The organism is Nitratireductor sp. GCM10026969 (assembly GCF_042660605.1).
In the GTDB taxonomy this organism is placed as follows: domain Bacteria; phylum Pseudomonadota; class Alphaproteobacteria; order Rhizobiales; family Rhizobiaceae; genus Chelativorans.
The window spans coordinates 1-23,380 of the sequence record NZ_JBHSUM010000041.1; the positions used below are offsets into that span (position 1 = coordinate 1).

The 23,380-nt window shown below is 64.8% G+C and carries 21 protein-coding genes and 1 pseudogene; 7 read left to right on the top strand and 15 right to left on the bottom strand.

Annotated features, from left to right (window positions below; translation table 11 throughout):
• The 8 genes from ACFP9U_RS11015 to ACFP9U_RS11050 form a co-directional block, all read right to left on the bottom strand.
• A partial coding sequence (locus ACFP9U_RS11015) for an FGGY family carbohydrate kinase (RefSeq protein WP_378621362.1) occupies positions 1–205 on the bottom strand: 205 nt, incomplete at its 3' end.
• Positions 205–891 (bottom strand): HAD family hydrolase, encoded by a 687-nt coding sequence (locus tag ACFP9U_RS11020; RefSeq protein WP_378621364.1) that lies wholly within the window; start codon positions 889–891, stop codon positions 205–207. The genes ACFP9U_RS11020 and ACFP9U_RS11015, both read right to left, overlap by 1 nt.
• Positions 892–1,125: 234 nt before the next feature.
• The gene (locus ACFP9U_RS11025; RefSeq protein ID WP_378621366.1) at positions 1,126–2,607 is read right to left on the bottom strand and encodes a mannitol dehydrogenase family protein; all 1,482 of its coding nucleotides are present in this window, start codon (positions 2,605–2,607) and stop codon (positions 1,126–1,128) included.
• A 19-nt stretch (positions 2,608–2,626) separates the two neighbouring features.
• A complete protein-coding gene (locus ACFP9U_RS11030; RefSeq protein WP_378621367.1) occupies positions 2,627–3,625 on the bottom strand; it encodes an ABC transporter ATP-binding protein in 999 nt (332 codons plus the stop codon).
• Between the two features lie 14 nt (positions 3,626–3,639).
• Positions 3,640–4,470, bottom strand: coding sequence for a carbohydrate ABC transporter permease (locus ACFP9U_RS11035; RefSeq protein ID WP_378621369.1), 831 nt, complete (start codon positions 4,468–4,470; stop codon positions 3,640–3,642).
• Between the two features lie 11 nt (positions 4,471–4,481).
• On the bottom strand, positions 4,482–5,354 hold the full coding sequence (locus ACFP9U_RS11040) for a carbohydrate ABC transporter permease (protein ID WP_378621371.1): 873 nt from the start codon (positions 5,352–5,354) through the stop codon (positions 4,482–4,484).
• Positions 5,355–5,424: 70 nt separating this feature from the next.
• Positions 5,425–6,738 carry an ABC transporter substrate-binding protein gene (locus ACFP9U_RS11045; protein ID WP_378621373.1) on the bottom strand — a complete coding sequence of 438 codons (1,314 nt, stop codon included), beginning with the start codon at positions 6,736–6,738 and terminating at the stop codon, positions 5,425–5,427.
• A gap of 272 nt (positions 6,739–7,010) precedes the next feature.
• Positions 7,011–8,042, bottom strand: coding sequence for an aminoglycoside phosphotransferase family protein (locus tag ACFP9U_RS11050; RefSeq protein ID WP_378621375.1), 1,032 nt, complete (start codon positions 8,040–8,042; stop codon positions 7,011–7,013).
• A gap of 485 nt (positions 8,043–8,527) precedes the next feature.
• On the opposite strand from ACFP9U_RS11050, the gene ACFP9U_RS11055 reads away from it, so the two are divergent.
• Positions 8,528–9,031, top strand: a complete 504-nt coding sequence (locus ACFP9U_RS11055; RefSeq protein ID WP_378621376.1) for a GAF domain-containing protein — start codon at positions 8,528–8,530, stop codon at positions 9,029–9,031.
• On the opposite strand, the gene ACFP9U_RS11060 is transcribed toward ACFP9U_RS11055, so the two are convergent.
• From ACFP9U_RS11060 to ACFP9U_RS11070, 3 genes are all read right to left on the bottom strand, one after another.
• Complete coding sequence (locus tag ACFP9U_RS11060; RefSeq protein ID WP_378621378.1) at positions 9,013–10,089, bottom strand: DUF475 domain-containing protein; 1,077 nt, start codon at positions 10,087–10,089, stop codon at positions 9,013–9,015. The genes ACFP9U_RS11055 and ACFP9U_RS11060 overlap by 19 nt on opposite strands.
• 189 nt (positions 10,090–10,278) lie before the next feature.
• A complete protein-coding gene (locus ACFP9U_RS11065; protein ID WP_378621380.1) occupies positions 10,279–11,100 on the bottom strand; it encodes a M55 family metallopeptidase in 822 nt (273 codons plus the stop codon).
• Complete coding sequence (locus ACFP9U_RS11070; RefSeq protein ID WP_378621381.1) at positions 11,097–12,047, bottom strand: LysR family transcriptional regulator; 951 nt, start codon at positions 12,045–12,047, stop codon at positions 11,097–11,099. The genes ACFP9U_RS11065 and ACFP9U_RS11070 overlap by 4 nt, the downstream gene beginning before the upstream one ends.
• A 195-nt stretch (positions 12,048–12,242) precedes the next feature.
• Between ACFP9U_RS11070 and ACFP9U_RS11075 the strand changes: the two genes are divergently transcribed.
• The 6 genes from ACFP9U_RS11075 (at position 12,243) to ACFP9U_RS11100 (ending at position 19,747) form a co-directional block, all read left to right on the top strand.
• Positions 12,243–14,108: an ABC transporter ATP-binding protein gene (locus ACFP9U_RS11075; protein ID WP_378621383.1), complete on the top strand. Its 1,866-nt coding sequence runs from the start codon at positions 12,243–12,245 to the stop codon at positions 14,106–14,108.
• 45 nt (positions 14,109–14,153) lie between these two features.
• A complete protein-coding gene (locus ACFP9U_RS11080; RefSeq protein WP_378621384.1) occupies positions 14,154–15,686 on the top strand; it encodes a glutathione ABC transporter substrate-binding protein in 1,533 nt (510 codons plus the stop codon).
• A gap of 56 nt (positions 15,687–15,742) precedes the next feature.
• Entirely contained in the window at positions 15,743–16,663 is a 921-nt protein-coding gene (locus ACFP9U_RS11085; RefSeq protein ID WP_378621386.1) for an ABC transporter permease subunit, read from the top strand.
• Positions 16,664–16,674: 11 nt separating this feature from the next.
• Positions 16,675–17,574, top strand: coding sequence for an ABC transporter permease subunit (locus ACFP9U_RS11090; RefSeq protein WP_378621388.1), 900 nt, complete (start codon positions 16,675–16,677; stop codon positions 17,572–17,574).
• Between the two features lie 6 nt (positions 17,575–17,580).
• Positions 17,581–18,624: a P1 family peptidase gene (locus ACFP9U_RS11095; protein ID WP_378621389.1), complete on the top strand. Its 1,044-nt coding sequence runs from the start codon at positions 17,581–17,583 to the stop codon at positions 18,622–18,624.
• A gap of 193 nt (positions 18,625–18,817) precedes the next feature.
• Positions 18,818–19,747 carry an isoaspartyl peptidase/L-asparaginase family protein gene (locus ACFP9U_RS11100; RefSeq protein WP_378621391.1) on the top strand — a complete coding sequence of 310 codons (930 nt, stop codon included), beginning with the start codon at positions 18,818–18,820 and terminating at the stop codon, positions 19,745–19,747.
• A gap of 78 nt (positions 19,748–19,825) precedes the next feature.
• Here ACFP9U_RS11100 and ACFP9U_RS11105 read toward each other — a convergent pair whose 3' ends face one another.
• The 4 genes and pseudogenes from ACFP9U_RS11105 to ACFP9U_RS11120 form a co-directional block, all read right to left on the bottom strand.
• Positions 19,826–20,740 carry a TIM barrel protein gene (locus tag ACFP9U_RS11105; protein WP_378621400.1) on the bottom strand — a complete coding sequence of 305 codons (915 nt, stop codon included), beginning with the start codon at positions 20,738–20,740 and terminating at the stop codon, positions 19,826–19,828.
• A gap of 72 nt (positions 20,741–20,812) precedes the next feature.
• Positions 20,813–21,538, bottom strand: a pseudogene (locus ACFP9U_RS11110) (glycerophosphodiester phosphodiesterase family protein); the annotation flags it as partial.
• Between the two features lie 11 nt (positions 21,539–21,549).
• Positions 21,550–22,431, bottom strand: coding sequence for an ABC transporter permease (locus ACFP9U_RS11115; RefSeq protein ID WP_322449743.1), 882 nt, complete (start codon positions 22,429–22,431; stop codon positions 21,550–21,552).
• 18 nt (positions 22,432–22,449) lie between these two features.
• Positions 22,450–23,376, bottom strand: coding sequence for an ABC transporter permease (locus tag ACFP9U_RS11120; protein WP_322449742.1), 927 nt, complete (start codon positions 23,374–23,376; stop codon positions 22,450–22,452).
• Positions 23,377–23,380 lie beyond the last annotated feature (4 nt).

Consider the following 23,380-nt stretch of genomic DNA (forward strand, 5'->3'; position numbering starts at 1 on the left):
CGACCCCGGCCGCTTCACAGGCTGCGCGCACGGCCCGGCACACCGCCTGCCATATATCCTGCGAATCGTGCTCGGCGTGATTGGCGCGCGGACGGTTCATCACGATGGGGTGCTCGTTGCGCGCGTAGAGCCGGCCCGTCCGGTCGATCAAACCGGCACGGGCGCTGCCGGTCCCCACATCCACGGCACAGACGAGATCGCGCATCAGCTTGTTGCTGCCTGTCCGTCGAGACCGGCGATGAGGTCGGGAAGCTGGCGCATGTCGTCGAAGACGATATCCGGCTTAAGCGCGGCGACCGTCTTTCGCAGGTCGGCCGGGCCGGCATGGGAGCCGCCCGTGAACGCCATCACGCGCATGCCGGCGCGCCGCGCTGCCTCGATGCCGGCCGGGCTGTCCTCCACCACGATGCAATGCTCCGGCGCCATGCCCATCGCGTTCGCGGCATGGAGAAAGAGATCCGGAGCGGGCTTGCCGTTCGCCACCATGGTGGAACTATAGATGTGCGGCTCGAAAAATTCCAGCAGGCCGGTCACGCCGAGCGACAGGCGGATTCGCTCGGGCTGACTGGAGGAGGCCACGCAGCGCGCCGGGCCGAGCGCCGGCAGCATGGCGGCGAGGCCGGGAATCGGCATCAGCGCCTGGCGGAAGCGGTCGTAGAGCCGCAGCCGCATGGCTTCCAGGTGCTCGTCGGTGATGGCGAGGCCGAATTCCTCATGGATCGCGGCGGCGATGCTCGCCATGGAGCGGCCGAGAAAGCGACGGTAGGCATCGCCCGGATCGATCCTGATCCCCGCCTCGGCGATGATCTCCAGAAGCACGGCGATGGAAATCGGCTCGCTGTCGACCAGCACGCCGTCGCAATCGAAGATGACGAGGCGGCGGTCGGTCACCGGGCGGCCTTCGCGTTGCCGGTGAATTGCGCGTCGTCATCCCGGCCAAGGGAGCAGAGCGACCGTGAGCCGGGATCCATTTCGTGACTTGTCCAGGTTCCGGAATGGATCCCGGACAGCCTGCGCTTCGCTTCCGCTTCCGGGATGACGATGGCGGGTTGCCGGAGATGCCCGGCGTTTCGCTTGAGTCCGGAAGTGAGGCGGATAGCGGGGAGCGCAGCCATGTCCATTCCGCTACACCCCAAGACGCCCCTCGAGATAGCGCGCAAGCACCTTCTCGGTGCCGTCCCGCCATAGTGCGGTGAGCGCTTCGGCGAAGGCAGTGCGGAACGGTTCCGATTGCACCACCTCGCCGTAAATGTCCTCCATGGCGAGCCACGCCATCGGGTTCTCCTTCGCAAGCCGGGCCTGGGCCTGCAGCCGGTCCCAGGCGGGGTCGTTGGGTTCGATCGTCGTACCGCTTTCGCTGACGCCGAAGCAATAGCGGCACCACAGGGCCGACTCAAGCGCCAGCCCGGTAATACCCGCGCCCTGTGCCAGCCGTTCGGCGATGGTGGGCACGATGAATTTCGGCTGGCGGTTGGAGCCGTCGAGGCAGAGCCGGCGCACCGTGTCGCCGATCTTCGGGTTGTCGAGACGCTCCTTGATCTGCCGGAAGTAGCCGCCGAGATCGGTATCCGGCACGGGCGGCACGACGGGGACGATCTCCTCGTACTCGACCTTCTCCAGAAAGCCCCGCACCAGCGGATGCGCCATGGCCTCGTGCACGAAGTGAATGTCGAGAAGCCCGCTCGGATAGGCGATCACCGCATGGCCGCCGTTCAGGATGCGGATCTTCATGTTCTCATAGGGCGTGACATCCGGCACGAACTGAACGCCTGCTTTCTCCAGCGCCGGGCGCCCGGCCGGGAAGTCGTCCTCCAGCACCCATTGCTTGAAGCCCTCGCAGAAGACGGGGCAGGCGTCCTCGATGCCGTAATCCTCCGCGCAGATGCGCCGCTCGCGCTCGCCCGTGGCCGGCGTGATGCGGTCGACCATGCCGTTGGGAAAGGCGACGTTCTTGGCGATCCATGAGGCGAGCTCCGGATCGGAAAGCGCGGCAAGACCGGTGACGGCACTGCGGGTGACCGCACCGTTGTGGGGGATGTTGTCGCAGGACATGACCGTGAAGGGGCGGGTGCCTTCTTGCCTTCGCTTCTTCAGGCCGGCGGCGATCAGCCCGAAGACCGTCGAGGGGTTTTTCGGGCTTGCGCCGTCGGCAGCGATCGCCGGATGGGTGGGATCGAAGACGCCGGAGGCCGGATCGATGAAATAGCCGCCCTCGGTGATCGTCAGCGAGACGATGCGGATCGCCGGATCGGCGAGCCGTGTGATGATGGCCGCGGCGTCGCCCGGCGCCAGGTAATCGATCATGGCGCCGGTGACTCGCGCCGTGCTCCGCTCGGCGTCCTGCTCGACGACGGTGGTGAGGAAGTCCTGTCCGGCAAGCCGTTCGCGCATGGCCGCGTCGGTGGGCAGGACACCTGCGCCGATGATCGCCCAGTCGTGGTCCCGGCCTGTATTGAACAGCGTATCGAGATAGATCGCCTGATGGGCGCGGTGGAAATTGCCCACGCCGAAATGGACGATGCCGCCGGTGAGCGCCGCCCTGTCATAGGCCGGCACGGCCGCGCGGGTGATTGCGCCGAGTGTATCGGTGGAAAGCCTGGTCGTCATCGTCACGTCCCGTTGCACCTCACAAAGCCTGCCCGTTGGGGTCGAAGCGGTGGATCTTGTCGGGATCGGGCAGGAGATGCACCGTGTCCCCGCTCTTTACGGCATTTTCGCCGTCCGTGCGCACGGTCACCTGGCCGATGCCGTCGACCTCCACGTGAATGAGCGTGTCGGCACCCAGCCGCTCGGTCACGCCGACCGTGCCCGACCAGGCGCCGTTCCCGTCCGCCAGGCGGATATGCTCCGGGCGCACTCCGATGGTGGCGGCGTCGCGCCGCGCGGCTTCCGAGCCGTCGATCAGGTTCATCTTCGGTGCGCCGATGAAACCGGCGACGAAGAGGTTCCTCGGGTTGCGATAGAGCTCCATGGGCGAACCCACCTGTTCCACACGGCCGGCCTGCAGCACGACGATCTTGTCGGCCATGGTCATCGCCTCGACCTGGTCGTGGGTGACGTAGACCATGGTGGTCTTCAGCTTCTGGTGCAGCTCGCTGATCTCCAGCCGCATGGTGCCGCGCAGCGCGGCGTCGAGGTTGGACAGCGGCTCGTCGAAGAGGAAGACCTTGGGGTTGCGCACGATGGCGCGGCCCATGGCCACGCGCTGGCGCTGGCCGCCGGAGAGCTGGCCGGGGCGCCGGTCCAGATAATCCGTCAGGTTGAGGATCCGGGCGGCCTCCTCCACCTTGCGGGCGATCGCCGGCTTCTCTTCGCCGGCCATCTTGAGCGGGAAGGCGATGTTCTGGCGCACCGTCATGTGCGGATAGAGCGCGTAGGACTGGAACACCATGGACAGGCCGCGCCTGGCCGGCGCCGCACCGGTCACGTCCTCGCCGTCGATCAGGATCTTGCCCCGGGTCGTGTCTTCCAACCCGGCGATGAGGCGCAGGAGCGTCGATTTCCCGCAGCCCGACGGGCCGACGAAAACCGCGAACTCGCCGTCCTCGATCTCGAGATCGATCTCGGGGATCACCGCGGTCTGGCCGAAGGATTTCGAGACCTTTTCAAGCGTAATCTTTCCCATTTTATTTCCCAGCCTTATTTCACCGCGCCGAAGGTCAGCCCGCGGATGAGCTGGCGCTGTGAGAACCAGCCCATGATGAGTATCGGTGCGATGGCGAGCGTCGAGGCCGCCGACAGCTTGGCCCAGAACAGCCCCTCGGGGCTCGAGTAGGCGGCGATGAAGGCTGTCAGCGGCGCGGCGTTCGATGCGGTGAGGTTGAGCGTCCAGAAGGCCTCGTTCCAGGCCAGGATGATGTTGAGCAGCATGGTGGAGGCGATGCCGGGCAGCGCCATCGGTGTCAGCACGTAGATGATCTCCTTGCCGAGCGAGGCGCCGTCCATGCGTGCGGCCTCCAGGATCTCGCCGGGGATCTCGCGGAAATAGGTGTAGAGCATCCACACGATGATCGGCAGATTGATCATGGTGAGCACGATCACGAGCCCGATGCGGCTGTCGAGCAGCCCGGCATCGCGGAAGATGAGGTAGATCGGCACCAGCACGCCGACGGGCGGCAGCATCTTGGTCGACAGCATCCACAAAAGCACGTCCTTGGTGCGCCTGGTCGGCGAGAAGGCCATCGCCCAGGCGGCGGGAATGGCGATCAGGAGGCCGAGGAGCGTGGAGCCGAGCGAGAGCACGATCGAATTGCCGACATATTTGAAATAGTTCGAGCGGTCCTGCACCTCGAAATAGTTCTGAAGCGTCCAGTCGAAGAAGACGAGGGAGGGTGGAGAGGCGATCGCCTCGCCCTCGGTCTTGAAGCTCGTCAGGACGGTCCACAGGATCGGGAAGAACAGGGCGAGCCCGATCACCCATGCGATGAGGGTGATGGTCCATTTCCGGCGGGTGGAGATTGCGCGTGCCATCGGTCTTCTCCTCACGCGTCCAGGTTCTTGCCGACGATGCGCATCAGGAAGATGGCGACGATGTTGGCGAGGATGACGGCGACGATACCGCCCGCCGACGCCCCGCCGACATCGAACTGGAGAAGCGCCTGCACGTAGACGAGATAGGTGAGGTTGGTGCTTTGCAGCCCCGGCCCGCCGTTCGTCGTCACCAGGATTTCGGCGAAGACCGACAGCAGGAAGATGGTTTCGATCAGGATCACCACCGTGATGGCGCGGGCCATGTGCGGCAAGACGATATAGATGAAGCGCGAGACCGGGCCGGCACCGTCCATCTCGGCCGCCTCCCTCTGCTCTTCGTTCAACGACTGCAGGGCGGTCAGCAGGATCAGGGTCGCAAACGGCAGCCATCCCCAGGAGACGATGAGGATGATGGAGAGCAGCGGCACCTCGGCGAGCCAGTCGATGGGCTGGAGGCCGAAGAACTTGGCGATCCAGGCGAAGAGCCCGTAAACCGGGTTCATGAACATGTTCTTCCACACCAGCGCCGAAACGGTGGGCATGACGAAGAACGGCGCGATGACGAGCAGGCGCACAATGCCCTGGCCGAAGAAGGGCTGGTCGAGCAGCAGCGCCAGCGCGATGCCGCCGCCCACCGAGATCAGGAGAACGCCGCCGACGAGGAGCAGCGTGTTGATCAGCGCCGTGCCGAAGGCCGGATCGGTGAGAAAGTAGTAGTAGTTGGAAAAACCCGCCCACTCCTCCATGCCCGGCATGAGGAGGTTGTAGCGCAGGAAGGAGAACCAGATGGTCATGCCGAGCGGCACGATCATCCACAAAAGCAGGAGCACGACGGCGGGCGCCATCATCAGGCGCGCGGTCGAGCGGGTGTGCGTCGTGGCCATCGGTTCTCTCCGCCGAAGGAAAAAAGGGCCGCCTCCGCGCTACCCGAGGCGGCCCAGGGAGGAGGAACGCCTACTTGATGTAGCCGCTCTTCATCATCTCACGTTCGGTGAGCTGCTGGGCACTCTGGAGCGCCTGGTCGACCGGCACCTGGCCGGCGAGTGCGGCCGAGAACTGCTGGCCGACCGCCGTGCCGATGCCCTGGAACTCGGGGATCGCCACGAACTGCCCGCCGGAATAGGGCACTTCCTGGACCGAGGAGTTGGTCGTGTCGGCGGCTTGCATCGCGTCAAGTGTCTCGTCGGCAAATGGCGCCGCCTCGAGATAGTTTTCGTTCTCATAGAGAGAGGTACGCGTTCCCGGCGGCACGTTCGCCCAGCCTTCCTCCGAGGCTACGAGTTCGGTGTATTCCTTGGACGTCGCCCAGGCGATGAAGTTCTTGGCCGCCTCGGTTTTTTCCGAGCTGGCGGGGATGGCCAGCGACCATACCCAGAGCCAATTGCCGTGATTGTCGAGGTCCTGGTAGGTCGGAAACTGGGCGAAGCCGACGTTGTCGGCGACCGTGGACTCGTCGGGATTGGTCACGAATGAGGCGGCGACCGTTGCGTCGATCCACATGCCGCACTTGCCGGACTGGAACAGGGCCAGGTTTTCGTTGAAGCCGTTGGAGGAGGCTCCGGGCGGGCCGGCGTCGTTCATCAGGTCGACATAGAATTGCGCGGCGTTCTTCCACTCCTCGCTGTCGAACTGCGGCCGCCATTCCATGTCGAACCAGCGCGCGCCCATGGAATTTGCCAGAGCTGTGATGAATGCCATGTTCTCGCCCCAGCCGGCCTTTCCGCGCAAGCAGATGCCGTAGATCTCGTTCTCCTTGTCGGTGACCTGGCGTGCCGCATCCGCTATGAAGTTCCAGGTGGGCGATGCAGGCATTTCGAGCCCGGCTTCCTCGAACAGGTCGGTGCGGTACATGATCATGGCGCTCTCCCCGTAGAAGGGCGCAGCATAGAGCGTGCCGTCCACCGACAGCGCCTCTCGCACGGCCGGCAGCAGGTCGTCGACGTCGTAGTCTTCGCCGAGGCCGTCGAGGGGAGCAAGCCAGCCTTGCTTGGCCCAGATCGGGGCCTCGTATGCACCGATGGTCATGATGTCGTACTGGCCGCCCTTGGTGGCGATGTCGGTGGTGACGCGCTGGCGCAACACGTTCTCTTCCAGCGTGACCCACTCCAGATCGATGTCCGGGTTGTTGGCCGTGAAGTCGTCCGTCAGCTTCTGCATGCGGATCATGTCGCCATTGTTGACCGTGGCGATGGTCAGGGTCTCCGCATGGGCGGCAAGCCCGAGGGCAAAGAGGGAGCTTGCTCCGAGGAGCAGGGGCTTGAGTGTCATGAATTCCTCCCGTGGGATCGCTCATTGAGCAATTGCTATGCTCATGGGCAAATACTCACAAACTGCTGTGGAAAGTCAATCGAATTCGTTGCTGCAGTGCAGCAGGGGCGGTGATTACAGCAGGCAGGTACGTGGGATGATCTTCGCTGATTAGAGGATGTAACAATGACCGCCGGTGGGCACGGCGACGTTCAGACATGGATCCTCGGGTCAAGCCCGAGGATCCATGTCTGAACGTTTCAGTTGCCGAAGCGGTCCCGGCAAACCGCCGCTTACATCGTCCAGGCGTGCGCCCGGCGCACGATGCGCAGCCAGTCGCGGGCGACATTGAAGGCGGTTTCGCGGCGGGCCTTGCCCTGCCCTGGGTCGAGGGCAATGGAGAGGTTGTAGAGCAGGGCGCCGGCGAGCGTGTTCGAGGCGCCGGCGATCCAGTAGGCGGCGCGGATGTCGTCGGTCAGCCGTCGCGGCATGCCGAAGGCCGAAAGATAATCGTGAAAGAGCCTGTCGTGGACGCGCTGCGCGCCCGCATCCCAGAAACGCAGGCATTGAAGCCACGAACTGACGTCTTCGAGCGGAGAGCCGACACGTGCCCGCCCCCAGTCGATGAGGACGGGCTGATGTGTGCCGTCCCGCCGCCGCACCAGGGCATTGCCGGGGTGCAGGTCGCCATGGATCGGGCGGCAGCCGAAGGGCTCTTCCGAAAGCAACTGCCGCCTCAGCCCGGGCAGGGCCGCCTGCAGCCGCTCGAGCCGTCCCATATGCCGTGTCAGGACACCGAGTTCGGGATGGCCGCGACACTGGTCGAGCGCCGAGACGGTGGCCTCGGCCATGGCCGCAAGCTCGGCTTCGTAGTCCCATTCCGGCAGGGCCACGTCCTTTTTATCGAGCGAGCGATGGAACCGGCCGAGGCGCGTCAGCATTTCGGCCGTGTTGGACGCATCCGCCCACGGCCAGGCGTTCACCCGGCGCACCGCTTCCATGAAGATGATGGCCGAGTCCGGCCCGTCATTCTCAACGGCCAGAAGCTCGGGCGCCATGCCGGGCACATGGATTGCCACGAGACGCTCATAGACGGCGGCCTCGCGCGCCGGTCGGCCCACGAGCCGCTTGACGACCATGCGCCGCATCTCGGGCCGGTCGAGCCTGTTGCGGTACCGGGCGGTGACGACGGCAAGGCCCGCCGCTTCGGCTCCGCCGAAGCTGCTGCGGCTGTTGCGCTCGAGATTCAGGTCTTTCGGCGGCATGCCGTTGCGGGCGGCGATGATGTCCCCGACCGTGCGGCGGATTCTGGCGTCGATTTCCATGACCCGATGATGGGAAAGGACAGGGAGGCATTCAACCCGGCTCCCGGTTTTCGCGCAGACCTGCCGGGCATCTGCAACAGCGCGGATAGTTCGACCGCGCAGGCGCGGCGCGCGATATCGCTTTTCCGAATAATCCTTCTGCAGAAAAATTTTTTTAATGGAGTTGGGATAGGCGGTGTGGTTGAAACCAGTCCCGGGCGGGGTCGGGCGATACGATCCCACACACGCTTGCGCAACAGGAGATCCCAGCGGGCCTTGTCTGACGGGTATTGCCACCCAGTTCCCATGCTTCCATTCGTCTGCCGCGCGCCTCTTCCCCGATGGAAGGGAGCAGCCATGACCGCGGCAGGGCGGCATGCGGTGTGGCTGGACGGAAGGCCGCCGGCCCTTCCCTTGCACTCGTGGCCCAAAGGGGCGGATGCGTGTCGTCCGTCGCCTGAGCCTTGCCTTCGGCGGCAGTTCGAATGCATGAAACAGGAGCTTTGATGACACAGGTGAACCGTCCGCTGGCGGCTTTCGATCATGCGCTTTCGCTCGCCAGGGAGCCGCAGGCGCCGTTCGACGCGCTTCACGCGCTCGCGCAGACGCTGGTGGGGGTCAAGCTCTTCACCTTTCTCACCGTGGAATCGGAAAGCGGAGTGGCGCGCCGCACCTATACGAGCGATCCCGAGCGCTACCCGGTCACCGAGACGCGGCCCTTTCGCGATAACCGCTGGTACGAGCAGGTGCACAAGCACCGGCAGATGTTCGTCGCCAACAAGCTGGCGGACCTCGTGCCGATCTTCAGGGATTATGCGCAGATCGGTGCGTTGGGCTGCGGATCGGTGATCAACCTGCCGGTGGTGATCGGCGATTCGCTCGTCGGCACCGTCAACATGCTGCACGGGGAGGACCACTTCACGCCCGAACGCCAGGAGCTGGTGAAGGATTATCTGGCGATACCCGCCAAGGCCGCCTATCTGGCGAGCCGTTACCTGTCGGAGGAGTAGCCGAGCACCGATTCGGGACGGGCATCCTCCGCCTGCCCGTGCCGCCGGTTGAAGCGCACGGAGGACCAGAAGGCGAGGCCGATGAGCGCGGCCCCGCCGAGCCCGGTGATGACCTCCGGCACATGCACGAGCGCCTGCACGTACATGACCACCGACAGGGCGAGAATGGCGTAGAATGCGCCGTGCTCGAGGTAGCGGTAGTGCGTGAGCGTGCCTTTCTCGACCAGCATGATGGTCATGGAGCGCACATAGAAGGCGCCGATCCCCAGCCCGATGGCGATGACGAACAGGTTCTGGCTCAGCGCGAACGCGCCGATCACCCCGTCGAAGGAGAAGGAGGCGTCCAGAACCTCGAGATAGAGGAACGCGCCCAGTCCGCCCTTGGCCGCGCCGGCGAACGCGTCCTTCGTCCGGTCCAGCACGTTGCTGAGAATGTCGACGCCGATGAAGGTCAGGAGACCATAGATGGCGGACAGGAGGAAGGTCAGCTTTTTCTCTTCCTCCAGCAGGGCGGTGAAGGTGAGCATCAGCACCAGGACGAAGGCGATCTCGACGCCGCGTATGCTCGCCACGCGCGAAATGCGTTCTTCGACGGCGCGGACCCAGTGGATTTCCTTGTGCTCGTCGAAGAAATAACTGAGGCCCACCATCATGAGGAAGGTGCCGCCGAAGGCGGCGATCCCCAGATGCGCCTCGCGCATGATCTCGGCGTAGAGCCGCGGCTCGGCAACGGCCAGCTTCAGCGCGGCAAAGGGGCCGATCCACGCGGCGACGGCGACGATGACCAGCGGGAAGATGATGCGCATCCCGAAAACGGCGATCAGGATGCCCCAGGTGAGGAACCGCCGCTGCCAGACCGGCGTCATTGCCTTGAGCCGGTTGGCGTTGACGATGGCGTTGTCGAAGGAGAGCGAGATCTCCAGCACCGCCAGCACCGCACAGATGAAGAAGATCGACAATGTGCCGGAGACGGTCTCCGTCGCCTGCCAGCCGATCAGGATGGCCAGCACGAGGCCGGCTGCCGTGAAGATGAAGGCCCATTTGAAATAGTGGAACATCGGGTTTCAGGCACCGGGCAGAACGGGCAGGCATTATTCGAAGTAGTCACGAAACGGCGCGTTGCAAGCACCCGCTGTCCGATCGGTCGGAATGAGATGGGGCGTTTTCGTCTTCGCGAACGGCCGGGAAGGACCGCGGCGACCGCCCTCGACAGGGGGCAGTGGATCGAATCACGCCGGCGGCAGCCCTCAGGAAAGCCCCTGCGCGAGGATCGAAAAGGCGGCAAGGATGCCGATCGCATCGGCGTGACTTCCTGCCGTGAAGACGACGTCCGTCGCGCCCCTGCGCGAGATCTCGGGCACGAGGCAGGCAGCGTCGGCGAAGACTTGCCTGTTGAAGGTCACCACGACCTCGAGCGGGGGCCGGCACGGTGCGTGCGGCCTCTGCCCCGCAGCGCCTTCGACGGCTGTACGGACTTCCGTCTCGATCAGATCGCGGGAGGCGTGCGGAGAAAGGCTTCGGCTCGCCTGTGCGCCAAGGGCCGTCTTGGTTTCGATCACGCGGGCACTCGGGAACTGCGCCCTGATCTCCTCGCCCAGCCGGTCGTCTCCGCTGACCGCCAGAAGCGGCACACCGATCTCGGCGGCATGTCCGGCAAAGAGGGTCGGCTCGCCCACCGGAACACCGTTCATTTCGATGCGGGCGAACGCCAACCCGCTGATCGTATGGGCGAGCACGCCGCGGTTTCCCGCGGCGGCGTGATAGCCGATCAGCACCGCGCCGTCATGGCCTTCGTGGATACCCTGGATCATCGAAAGCGGACGCGGCTTACCGGAAACGAGCATCGCACGCGGGTCGAGCGCATCGGCGATCATGTTGCGCATCGGACCGTGCGAGTCGGCGACCGTGACTTCGCGCGCACCTGCGGCAAACGCGCCGCGTATTGCGGCATTGGCCTCCTCTGTCATCAATCTGCGTGCGATTTCATATTCCGCACTGCCGCGCTGTCCCTGAATGGGTTCGCTGACGCCGGCCACGCCCTCGATGTCCACCGAAATGAAGATGTTCACGCCTGTGTTTCCTCATATGCAGGATACTGCGGTTCCCCTCGCGCCGGACGGTCGAGTGCCGCCCACAGCTTGCGCACGGCGGCACGCCGGGAATCGCGCGAGCGATAGAGTCTTATTTCGAGTTGCACCTGCCAATCCGGCCCGCCCACGCACAGCATTTCGCCGCGTTGAAGGACATCGCGCGCGCAGCTTTCGGGCAGCAGCGTCAGCGCACCGTATCGAACGGCCATCCGCTTGAGCACTTCCGAGGTGGGGCTTTCGCCGAGACGCCGCATCATCGGTCCGTCCTTCTGCCGGCGGGCGAAAAGGAGCTTCTCCACCTCCGCGAAATAGCCGTCCGGCGAATAGCCCATATAGGGAAGCGCCATATCGCAGCCGGCGCGCGAAGGGTCGTGCAGGGGCTGGCCGCACTCGTCGGCAGGGGAGACGAGAATCATCGGCTCGCAGGCAAGCACTCTCGTGTCGAAGCGCGACGCCTCGAACAGCAGCGGCACATCCGCGTGCGCATATTGCAGGACGAGGTCGATCTCGCCTTCCGCGAGATCGTGGAACATGTCGTGGAAGTTCTGCGTGAAGATGTGGGTGGTCAGATGGCCCGTCTCTCCCTCCAGCCCGTGCAGCCAATCGGGAATGAAATTGAGATTGAGCGTCGTCGCCGCGGCGATCCTCAGATCCGGCCGGTTGACATGCAGGCGTTCCTGAAACTGTGCACGATCGGCATAGAGCGTCGCAACGATGTTCTCGGCGGTTTCGCGGAAGGCGCGCCCTTCCGTCGTCAACGTCACGGGATAGGTGCGCCTGTCGAAGAGCGAAACGCCCAGCCAGCTTTCCAGCGCCCTGATACGGCGGCTGAAGGCCGGCTGCGTCACGTTGCGCTCCTCGGAGGCCCGCGAGAAATTTCGCGTCTGCGCGAGCGCCAGGAAATCTTCCAGCCACTTCGTATCCATGGCGGCGAGACGACCATGCTTTCCCGGGCAGGACAAGCGGCAATCTATGCATATACGGCATAGTTTATACCGAAACGGCGTTGGCCAGGGCGCACCCGGACCGCTTCACTCGCAAGTCAACGCGCCGGCACGAGCGCGGCAGGTTGCGGCAAGGCACATGCCGTGAATCGCCCAGAAGGGGAAAGGACCGACCGGATGGACGCAGAGCATCTGCTCGAAATCAGGAACCTCAATGTATGTTTCGGCCATGGCGAATCCCCGCTGCAGGCGGTTCGCGGGCTCGACCTCGATGTGAAGCGCGGCGAGACGGTCGCGGTCGTCGGCGAATCCGGCTCCGGCAAGTCCGTCAGTGCCCTTTCGGTCATGCGCCTGGTGGAATTCGGCGGCGGCAGGATTACGGACGGCACCATCGCCTTCAGGAAACGCGACGGCGGCATCGTCGACATGAGTCGCCTGGACCCCGAGCAGGCGCGGCTGATGCGCGGCAACGAAATGGCCATGATCTTCCAGGAGCCGATGACCTCCCTCAACCCGGTCTTCACGATCGGCGACCAGATCATCGAGGCGATCGTCACGCACCAGAAGAAGAGCCGTCCGGAGGCCGCCGCCATTGCGCTCGATACGCTGAACCGCGTGCGCATCCCCGATGCGGCCCAGGTCATGAAACGCCATCCGCACCAGCTTTCCGGCGGCATGCGCCAGCGGGTGATGATCGCGATCGCGCTTTCCTGCAGGCCGCAGCTCCTGATCGCCGACGAGCCCACGACCGCACTCGACGTCACCATCCAGGCGCAGATCCTTCGACTGATCCGCGAACTGCAGGACCAGCAGGATATGTCGGTCCTTTTCATCACCCACGACATGGGCGTGGTCGCCGAAATGGCGGACAGGGTGGTGGTGATGTTTCGCGGCGAGAAAGTGGAGGAAGGGGACGTCGAGACCATCTTCCACGCGCCGAAACACGCCTATACGCGTTCTCTCCTCAAGGCCGTTCCGCATCTGGGCGCGATGAAGGGCACGGACGATCCGACCCCCTTTCCGGTGCCGGGCGAGAACGAAGCGCCGGCGGCGAGGGCGGAGGCACCGGCCAGACCGATCGACTATGCCGCGGAGCCGCTCCTTTCCGTGCGCGGTCTCACAACGCGCTTCGACATAGGCGAGGGGCTGTTCGGCCGGGTGAGGAAACGGGTGCATGCGGTGGAGCATCTCGACCTCGACATCTGGCCCGGTGAAACGCTGGGGCTGGTGGGGGAATCGGGCTGCGGCAAATCCACCACCGGGCGCTCCATCCTTCGTCTCGTCGAGGCGCAGGCGGCGAAACTGGAATTCGACGGCGAAGACCTGACGAAGCTGTCCCGGCAGGACCTGCAGAAGCTGCGGCGGAAAATCCAGTTCGTGTTCCAGGACCCCTACGCGTCACTCAACCCGCGGCTGACGGTGGGCTATTCCATATCCGAGCCGATGCTGCTCCACGGGATGGAGAACAAGCGAAGCGCTTTCGACAAGTCGGTATGGCTGCTCGAGCAGGTGGGACTGAAGGCGGAGCATGCAAGCCGGTACCCGCACGCATTTTCGGGCGGCCAGCGCCAGCGCATCGCCATTGCACGGGCGCTCGGCACCGACCCGAAGCTGGTCATCGCCGACGAAGCGGTTTCGGCGCTCGACGTCTCGGTGCAGGCGCAGGTGATCAATCTCCTCATGGACCTGCAGAGGCGTTTCGGCCTCGCCTACATCTTCATATCCCACGACATGGCGGTAGTCGAACGCATCAGCCATCGGGTGGCGGTGATGTATCTCGGCCAGATCGTGGAAACGGGCCCGCGCCGGGCCGTCTTCGAGGATCCGCGCCATCCCTATACGCAGCGCCTCATGGCCGCCGCTCCGGTACCGGATCCGACGATGCGCGAGCGGAACCGCATGCCGATAACGGGCGAGGTGCCGAGCCCGGTGCATCCGGTCGGCCGCCCGCCGGCGATCAACGAGATGATCGAGGTGGCCGCCGGCCACTACATCGCACGCCGGCCCGAGGCCGACGAGCCGCCGGCAGACCGCGCCGCGTGAAGCGGGCAAAAGGCAACAATCGCAGCAAACCGAGGGGATAATGACATGAAGTTCTTCAAACGCGCCGCGTTCAGCGCCGCACTCTTTGCCGGAACCATGCTGTCCATACCGGCCGTGGCCGCCGATCTGTCGATCGCCATGGACCAGATCTTCCAGAAGATGGATCCGCACAACTCCAACTACAATGTGGACTACTCGGCCGCCAGCGGCGTGCTCGAGCGGCTCATCGGCTTCGACAAGAACATGAAGCTGGTGCCGCAGCTCGCCACCAGCTGGGAAGGCAGCGACGATGCGAAGACCTTCACCTTCAAGCTGCGCGAAGGGGTGAAGTTTCACGACGGGACGGATTTCAACGCGGCGGCCGTGAAGGCCAATTTCGACCGTCTGGCGGACCAGTCCCGGAACCTCGCCAAGAACAGCCTTTTCAAGGTGGTCGACAAGGTCGAGACGCCGGACGACTACACGGTGGTTCTCAAGCTGAAGGAGCCCTTCGGCGCGATGATCAACACGGTGGCTCACCCTTCCGTGGTGATTCACAGCCCGAAGGCGCTCGAGGAGTTCGGCAAGGATGTCGAGAAGCACCCCGTCGGCACCGGCCCCTTCAAGTTCAAGGAGTGGATTCCGGGCGAACGCCTGGTTCTGGAAAAGAACGAGGACTACTGGGACAGCGAATGGCCGAAGGTCGACAAGGTGACCTTCTACCCTGTCACGGAAAGCTCCACCCGCGTCTCGATGCTTTTGTCCGACGAGGTCCAGTTCATCCACATCCTGCCGGCCGAACTGGCCGACTCGGTGGAATCGAGCGGCGGCTACGAGGTGCTCGAAGTGCCCGGCATCACGGTCTGGACCGCGTCCATGAACATGCTCAAGGACCATTTCAAGGACGAGCGGGTGCGTCGCGCCTTCAACCTCGCCGTTGACCAGCAGGCCTTCGTGGATGTCGTCTATTCCGGCCATGGCGTCGTGCCGGACTCGCCGATCGCCCCGGACACGCGCTTTTATGAAAACCAGGGGCCGCTCGAGACGGATATCGAGGAGGCGCGGCGGTTGATGAAGGAAGCCGGCTACGAAGACGGCTTCGACATCACCATCTGGGGCGTGAACAACTCCACCGGCGTGCGCATGCTGCAGTTCCTGCAGCAGCAGCTCTCACAGATCAACGTGCGCGCCGACATCGTGCCCATGGAAGGGGCAACGCGCTCGGAAAAGGTCTTCTCCTCCATGGTGCCGGAAAAGGCCGAGTTCGACATGCTGCTCGGCGGCTGGTCGCCATCCACCGGTGACGCCGACTGGCATCTGCGTCCTGTCTACGCGACGGAAGGCTGGATCCCGAAGATCTACAACATGGCCTTCTATTCCAACGACGCGGTCGACGAGGCGATCCAGGCGGCACTGAACACGGCCGATCCCGAAAAGCGCCGTGAGGCCTACTCGGTCGCGCAGGAGCAGATCTGGAAGGACGCGCCGGTCGTCTGGCTCGCCATCGAGAACAAGATGGCGGCGCGGAAGAAGGGGCTGTCGGGTGTCTTCCAGATGCCGGACGGAACGATGCAGTTCACCCACGCCGCATACGAATAAACCCGACTTCCCATGGCCCGGCACCTTTGTGCCGGGTCACCACCGGATGAAAGCCCATGTTGCAGTATTTCTTGCGCAGGCTGGCGGCACTCGTGCCGGTTCTCTTCCTGATCTCGGTCTTCGTCTTCCTGTTCATCCACGCCCTGCCGGGCGACCCCGCGCGGCTGCTTGCCGGCGAATCCGCCACGCAGGAGGAAGTGGAGGCCATTCGTCAGGCGCTGAACCTGGATCGGCCGCTGTTTGCGCAATATGTGGATTTCTTAAAGAACCTCGCGAGCGGCAATCTGGGCACCTCGCTGCGCACGGGCGAACCCGTGTCCACGATGATCGCGCGCGCCTTTATGCCCACCTTCTGGCTGTCGGTCTGCGCGCTTGCATGGTCGGTGCTCTTCGGGCTGGTCGCAGGCGTGGTCTCGGCGGTGCGTCGCGGCAGCGCGGGCGACCATGCCGGCATGTTCCTCGCCGTCTCCGGCATCTCGATGCCCAATTTCTGGCTCGGCCTGCTCCTGATGCAGTTTTTTTCCGTTCATCTCGGCTGGCTCGGCACCAGCGGCTTCGACGAGCCGTCGGACCTCATCCTCCCCTCCATCACACTCGGCGCGGGCGTTGCCGCGATCATGGCGCGCTTCACGCGTTCGGCCGTGATCGACGTCGCGCGTGAAGACTTCATCCGCACCGCCCGCGCAAAGGGCCTGCGCGAGCGTGTCGTGATCTGGAAGCATGCCTTGCGGAATGCGCTGATTCCGGTCGTCACCATGGCCGGTCTCCAGTTCGGATTCCTGCTCGGCGGCTCGATCGTGGTGGAAAAGGTATTCCGCTGGCCCGGTCTCGGCTCACTGCTGCTCGATGCCATCAACTTCCGCGACTACGCGGTGGTGCAGGCGGAGATCATGCTGTTCTCCCTTCAGTTCCTTCTCATCAACCTGGCGGTGGACATGCTCTACGGGTTCATCAACCCCGCCATCCGGTACAAATAGGAACCGCACGTATGTCTCTCGTTTCCGATGCACCGGCTGTCGCCTCCGAGACGGAACTGACCGTACGTTCGCCGTTCGGCGAATTCCGCCGCCGCCTTACCGCGCGCCCCGGCGCGCTTGCCGCCGGCATCTTTCTTCTCGTCATGCTTGTGGCGGCACTCGCCGCACCCTGGATTCTTCCCTTCGGTCCCGACGAGTTCGACTACAAGAACACGCTGAGCGCCCCCTCGGCCCTCCACTGGGCGGGAACGGACGAGTTCGGCCGCGACATCTTCGCCCGCATCCTGAACGGCGCAAAACTGTCCATGTTCATTGGCTTCGTCTCGGTGACGATCGGCGCCGTCATCGGCGTCGTTGCCGGGCTTCTGGCGGGCTATTTCGGCGGCTGGCTCGATTCGATCGTGATGCGCATCGCCGACGTCCTGTTTGCCTTTCCCGGTATCCTGCTCGCCATCGGCATCGTCGCCATCCTCGGCGCCGGCCTCACCAACGTCATCATCGCCGTCGCCGTCTTCAGCGTGCCCGCCTTCGCGCGCATCGTACGCTCCGGCACCCTGGGGCTCAAGGAGGCGACCTATGTGGAAGCGGCTCGTGCCGCCGGGGCGTCGGATTTCGTCATCATGTTCCGCCACATCCTGCCCGGGGTGCTCGGCGCGGTGATCGTCTACTTCACCATGCGGATCGGGACGTCCATCCTGACGGCCACCAGCCTGTCCTTCATAGGGCTCGGCGTGGAGCCTTCCGTCGCGGAATGGGGGGCGATGCTTTCGACGGGGCGCGAATACATGCTGGCCGGAGAATGGCACCTGACCTTTTTTCCGGGCCTTGCCATTTTCCTCACCGTGCTTTGCTTCAACATACTGGGTGATGGGTTGCGCGACGCGCTCGATCCGAAACTCGACGATCACTGAGTAGACATGAGAAATACGATACCCCACAACGGCTGGTGGCAGCTGCCGACCGGCCCGGCAAATACGATTTGCGACATCGATGGCGTTCTCGTCGGGCACGAATCCATTCACGAAAGCGGATCCTGTACCGGGGTGACTGCGGTTTTGCCCCATGCGGGCGACCTCTATCGGCGGCCGGTGCCGGCCGCGGCTTCGATCCTCAACGGGTTCGGGAAGAGCATTGGGCTGGTGCAGCTCATGGAGCTCGGCGAGATCGAGACACCGGTTCTCTTGACCAACACATTCGCCGTGCCGGCCTGTGCGACGGCGCTGATCAAGCGCGCCATCGCGCAGAACCCGAACATTGGCCGGTGCAGCGCGACGGTCAATCCCCTCGTGCTGGAATGCAACGACGGGCAGGTAAACGACATCCAGGCGCTGCGCGTGAGCGAGGCGACCGCCGAAGCCGCGATCGCCAATGCCGGCACCTTGCTCGACCAGGGAACGGTGGGTGCGGGCAGCGGCATGAAGACCTTCGGCTTTGCCGGCGGCGTCGGCTCCTCCTCGCGGCAGGTCGCCTTGGCCGACAACCGCTACACGGTCGGGGTGCTGGTCCTTTCCAACTTCGGACAGCAGGCGGACTTGCGGGTCTTCGGGCGGCCCGTTGCCGAGTGGGCCCGCGCCGATGCCGGTGACGAGGATAAGGGTTCGATCATCATCGTCATGGCAACGGATGCGCCGATGGACTCGCGGCAGCTCGGCCGCCTCTCCCGCAGGAGCGGTGCCGCCCTCGGGCGTCTCGGCAGTCATCTCGGCCACCAGAGCGGCGATATAGCGCTGGCGTTCTCCACCGCGAATATCTTCGAGCGCGGCAGCGCCGACACCTATCCGGCCTCGCGCCTTTGCGAAAGCCAAATGAACGCCTTCTTCAAGGCGGCGGTGGAGGCGACGGAAGAGGCGATTCTCAATGCGCTTTGGCATGCAACGCCGATGCCGGCCTACGACGGCAGCCGCTTGCCTTCATTCCGCGCGTATCTGGTCGGGAAACAGAAGCGTTCGATGCATGGGTGACATGACCGAGAGCGACTCGGCATTGGCCCAACGCGCCGGGATCGGGACAATGGGCACCGACAATTCGTGCCGGCCTGCCTCATCCAAACGCTTTCCGCGGAGCTTCGCCCGCGACAAAATGCGCGTGTGGGAGCGGTGTCCGCGCGAATGATCGCCAGCGGATCGGCTCCGCGAGACAGACAAGGAAAAAGAGATGGAACAGAAGGCCCGGTGGGCGCTGGCGCTGCATGGCGGCGCGGGAACGATCCTGCGCGAGAAGCTGTCGGCGGCGGGTGAAGCGTCCTTCCGCGAAGGTCTCGGCCACGCCCTTATATGCGGCAGGACGGTGCTCAAGGATGGCGGCAGCGCGGTCGAGGCGGTTGAACGCGTGGTCGTCGCGCTCGAAGACAACCCCCTCTTCAATGCCGGCCGGGGCTCCGTGCTGACCTCGCAGGCAACCATCGAAATGGACGCGGCGATCATGGACGGCCGCGCGCGCGAGGCGGGCGCCGTGATCGGCCTCAGGACGGTTCGCAATCCCGTATGCCTGGCCCGGAAGGTCATGGAAGAGAGCGACCATGCCGTTCTGGCATGGCAGGGCGCGGAAGCCTTTGCGCGGCGGGTGAGCGCCGAGACGGTCGATCCCGAATGGTTCATCACCGATCATCGCCGCAAGCAACTGGAAGACGCACGCGAGGCCGCGATGGTCACGCTGGACCACAATGACGGCAAGTACGGCACCGTCGGTGCCGTGGCGCGCGACAGCGCCGGCAATCTCGCCGCCGCCACCTCGACCGGCGGCATGACCAACAAGCATCCGGGCCGCGTCGGCGACACGCCGATAATCGGGGCCGGCACCTATGCCGATAACAGGACCTGCGCCGTCTCCGCGACCGGGCATGGCGAAATGTTCATCCGTCTCACCGTGGCGCGCGATATCGCCGCTATGGTCGAGTATCAGGGCCTCGATCTTGTCGAGGCGGTCCGTCGCAAGGTTCTCGAACTGCCGGAAATCGGCGGCAGCGGCGGGGTCATCGCGCTCGGGCGCACCGGCCGCCCTGTGCTGACGTTCAACACGCGGGGAATGTACCGCGCCTGCCAGAGCGAAGGAGGGCAGGCGGAAATCAGCATATTCGCCGACTAGCCGGAAGATGTCCGGAACGTTCGTCTAGAGAAGCCGCACGACTCCTGAAGGTTGTCAGGCCAAAATATCCCTGTCATCTCATTCAGCCGCGACAGCGCCTCGCCTCTCGTTCAGCGTCATCAGCCGCTTCGCGCGTTCGAGGCAGGCCGGCTGCTCGCTGCGGTAGCGGGTGATGATCTCCATCATCAACACCGTGCCGGGCAGGAATTCCAGCTCGCCGAAGATGTCTTCCCAGTCGATGTCTCCCCAGCCGAGTGGCATGTGCAGATCGCCGAGACCCAGCGCGGTCGCCTCCTGAAGATGGTGCGGCTTGTAGAAGCCGATCGGGCGGCCGAAGGAATCGTGGACGTGCAGGTGACCGGCGACCGGCGCCATGGCGCGCAGCTGATCGCGGAAGTCGAGCCCGCGATAGGTGGATTCGATATAGGCGTGGCTGAAATCGATCAGCGCCACGAGATTGGGGTGGTCGACGGCCTTCACCGTCGCCGCGACCTCGGCCGGCGTCTGGCGGTATTGCCCGGGCTCGGTGGTGAAGATGTTCTCCAAGGCGATGCGAATCCCGTAGGGCCGGGCGAATTCGGCGAGCTCGAAGAGCGCCTCGCGCTCGCGCTGGTCGGCCGCCGCGCGATCGAATATCTGATCGGCACGCAGATGCCCGCCGTGCTGGACGAGGACCCGTGCGTCGATCCTGTCGCAGATCTCGACCAGGGCCTTGGCCGCATCGACCTGATAGCGCGCGGTCGCCGGATCCATGAAATTGGAGGAGACAAGCCCGTGCACGGTATAGCGGAAAGGGAACTGGGCGGTGAGCGCCTGAAGCCTCTCCGCCCGCTCCTCGATCACGCGGCCGCCGCTGATGAGATCGATGCTGGTCAGTCCGAGTTCGACCGTATCGACGCCGATGTCCGCCAGCCGGCGCAACTCGGCCTCCAGGCTGAAGAGCTCTCCGTCGATAGAACCCGCGTTGAAGCCGGTGGCGATGATGTTGGTCATGGCGTGTCTCCGATTGGATCTGTCCGGGTGGGTGCTTCGGGGGCCGCCGGCCCGCCGGCGTTCACGAGGTGCGCGCAGGGCGAGCGCGCGGTCGGGATTGTCCGAGGTCAGGTGGCCGATGCCGCGCGCCAGCCAATGGCGGATCAGCGCTTCGTCGTTGACGGTCCACACGCACAATCTCTCGAGCGGCAGCTTTTGGCGGACCAGCGTCCACTCCGCTTCCATCAGCTCGTGGTGGATCGCCACCAGGTTGACGCGGGTATCGACGCGGTCGAGAAAGGCGGCGAGTCCGCCCTGCCTTTCCGCCCATTCGGCGTTGACGGAAACCAGCCGCGCGACTTGCGGCGCGCAGCGGCGGCATTCCCCCAGGACCGAGAGGTCGAAGCTGGTCAGAACGGAGCGCTCCTCGACGCCGAACCGGGCGAGCTCCCCCGCCACCTGTTCGACGATGCTCGGATAGGGCACTCCGGTCTCGTCGAGCTTGACCTCGACGTGGAGGCGGACCTCCTTGGCGGGCGCCAGTACGGACAGCACGTCGGCAAGCGTGGGGATGCCTTCCCCGGTACCCTTGAGCCTTGTGTTCGCCCGCGCCTCGGGCGTCAGGGCCCGCACGGGCCCGGTCCCTTCCGTCGTGCGATCCAGCGTCGGGTCGTGGATGACGGCGAGTTCGCCCGCCTCGGTCAGATGCACGTCGAACTCGATGGCATCGACGCCGAGCGCGAGGGCGTTGCGGAAGCCTGAAAGCGAATTCTCGGGCCAGAGATTGCGGGCGCCGCGATGGCCGGTGATCAGGGTCATTCAAATCCTCTTCAGCGAATCGTTGGATCGAGCTTGTCGCGCAGCCAGTCGCCGACGAGCGAGATGGAAAGCGTCGTCAGCATGATGACGGCGGCCGGCGCCAGCATGATCCAGGGAGCGGTCGTCAGATATTCGCGCCCGAAGCCGACCATGTTGCCGAGGCTGGTCTCGGGCGGCTGCACGCCGAGGCCCAGGAAGGAAAGGCCGCTTTCCATCAGGATGATTTCGGGAAAGGTCAGCGTCATCGACACGATCAGCGTGGAGGCGACGTTGGGCAGGATGTGGCGGAAATAGACCCGGGCGGGTGTCGCGCCGAGCTGGACGACGGAGGCCGCGTAGCCCTGTGCGCTTGCCGAGATCGCCAGGCCGCGGGCGATGCGCGCATATCGCTCCCAGCCGTAAAACCCCATCAGGCACACAAGCAGCGTCATGGAGGATCCGAAGAAGGCGAGAACCGCCAGCGACATGATCAGGAACGGCAGTGCGGCCTGAAAATCGGCGAGCACGAGCACCAGATGCTCGACCACGCCGCGGAACTGGGCGGCGGCGAAACCGAGCGCCGTTCCGAAGACAGCGGAAATGATCGTCGCGCCGAAGGCGATGACGAGCGAGACGCGGATCGACTGGATCAGCCGGGAAAGCACGTCCCGGCCGAGCTCGTCCGTGCCGAGCCAGTGCCCCGGCGAACCGGGCGGCGCAAGCCGGCTCGTCAGATCCATGACCGTGATGCCGTAGGGGCGCAGGAGGTCGGCGGAAGCGGCGACCAGCACCATCGCCGCAAGCCACAGGACACCGAGCCCGACGGAGAGCGGAACCTGTCGGCGGAGCCGCGCCACGAAGGCGAAGGCCGGATGGGGCGTTGGTCGCGTGTCTGTCAGGTCGGCCGAGGACATGGCGGTTTTCCGGGGCTCCTAGTGGGCGAGGCGGGCGCGCAGGCGTGGGTCGAGCCAGCCGTAGAGAAGGTCGACGATGAGGTTCGACACGACCATCGCGGCGGCGATGATGAGCAGGATGCACTGCACGACGGCAAGATCGCGATTGGTGACCGAGACGACCAGCAGGCGCCCGATCCCGGGCCACGAGAAGATCGATTCCACGACGACGGCGCCGGCGATCAGCGAGCCGACCATAAAGCCGACGATCGTCACGATCGGGATCGCCGCGTTGGGCAGGGCATGCCCCCAGACCACGTCGTGCCATTTAACGCCCTTGGCCGAGGCGGTGCGGATGAAGGGCTGTCCCATCACCTCGATCATCGCCGAGCGGGAAAATCGGGCGAGAATGCCGATGCCGCCGATGCTCATCGTGATCGTTGGCAGGATGCCGTGCATCCAGGTGTCCTGTCCTCCCGAGGGAAGGACGCCGAGCATCACCGAGAACACCAGCATGAGGATCAGGCCCATGACGAAGGAGGGAATCGTGAAGCCGAGGATCGCCATCAGGATCACCCCGCGGTCGGCGAAGCTCTGGCGGTGAAGGGCGGCGTAGACGCCGGCCGGAACGCCGATCAGGAGCTTCAGGATCAGGGCCGGGATCGTCAGCTGCAGCGTGGCGGGCACGCGTTCCAGCACCAGATCGATGGCCGGCGCCTTGTCGCGCATCGAGACGCCGAAATCGCCGGTGAAGATGGATTTAACGTAGGCCAGGTACTGTATCCAGAGCGGCCGGTCGAGGCCCCAGGCATGGCGGAACGCCTCGACGGCCTCCTGCGGCACGTCGGGACCCAGCATCACCTGGGCGGGATCGCCGGACATGCGCAAGACGATGAAGGCGAAGGTCACCACGGCGGCGATGGTGATGAGTGCCCGAAGCAGCCGTGTGAGAACGAAGCGGACCATCGGC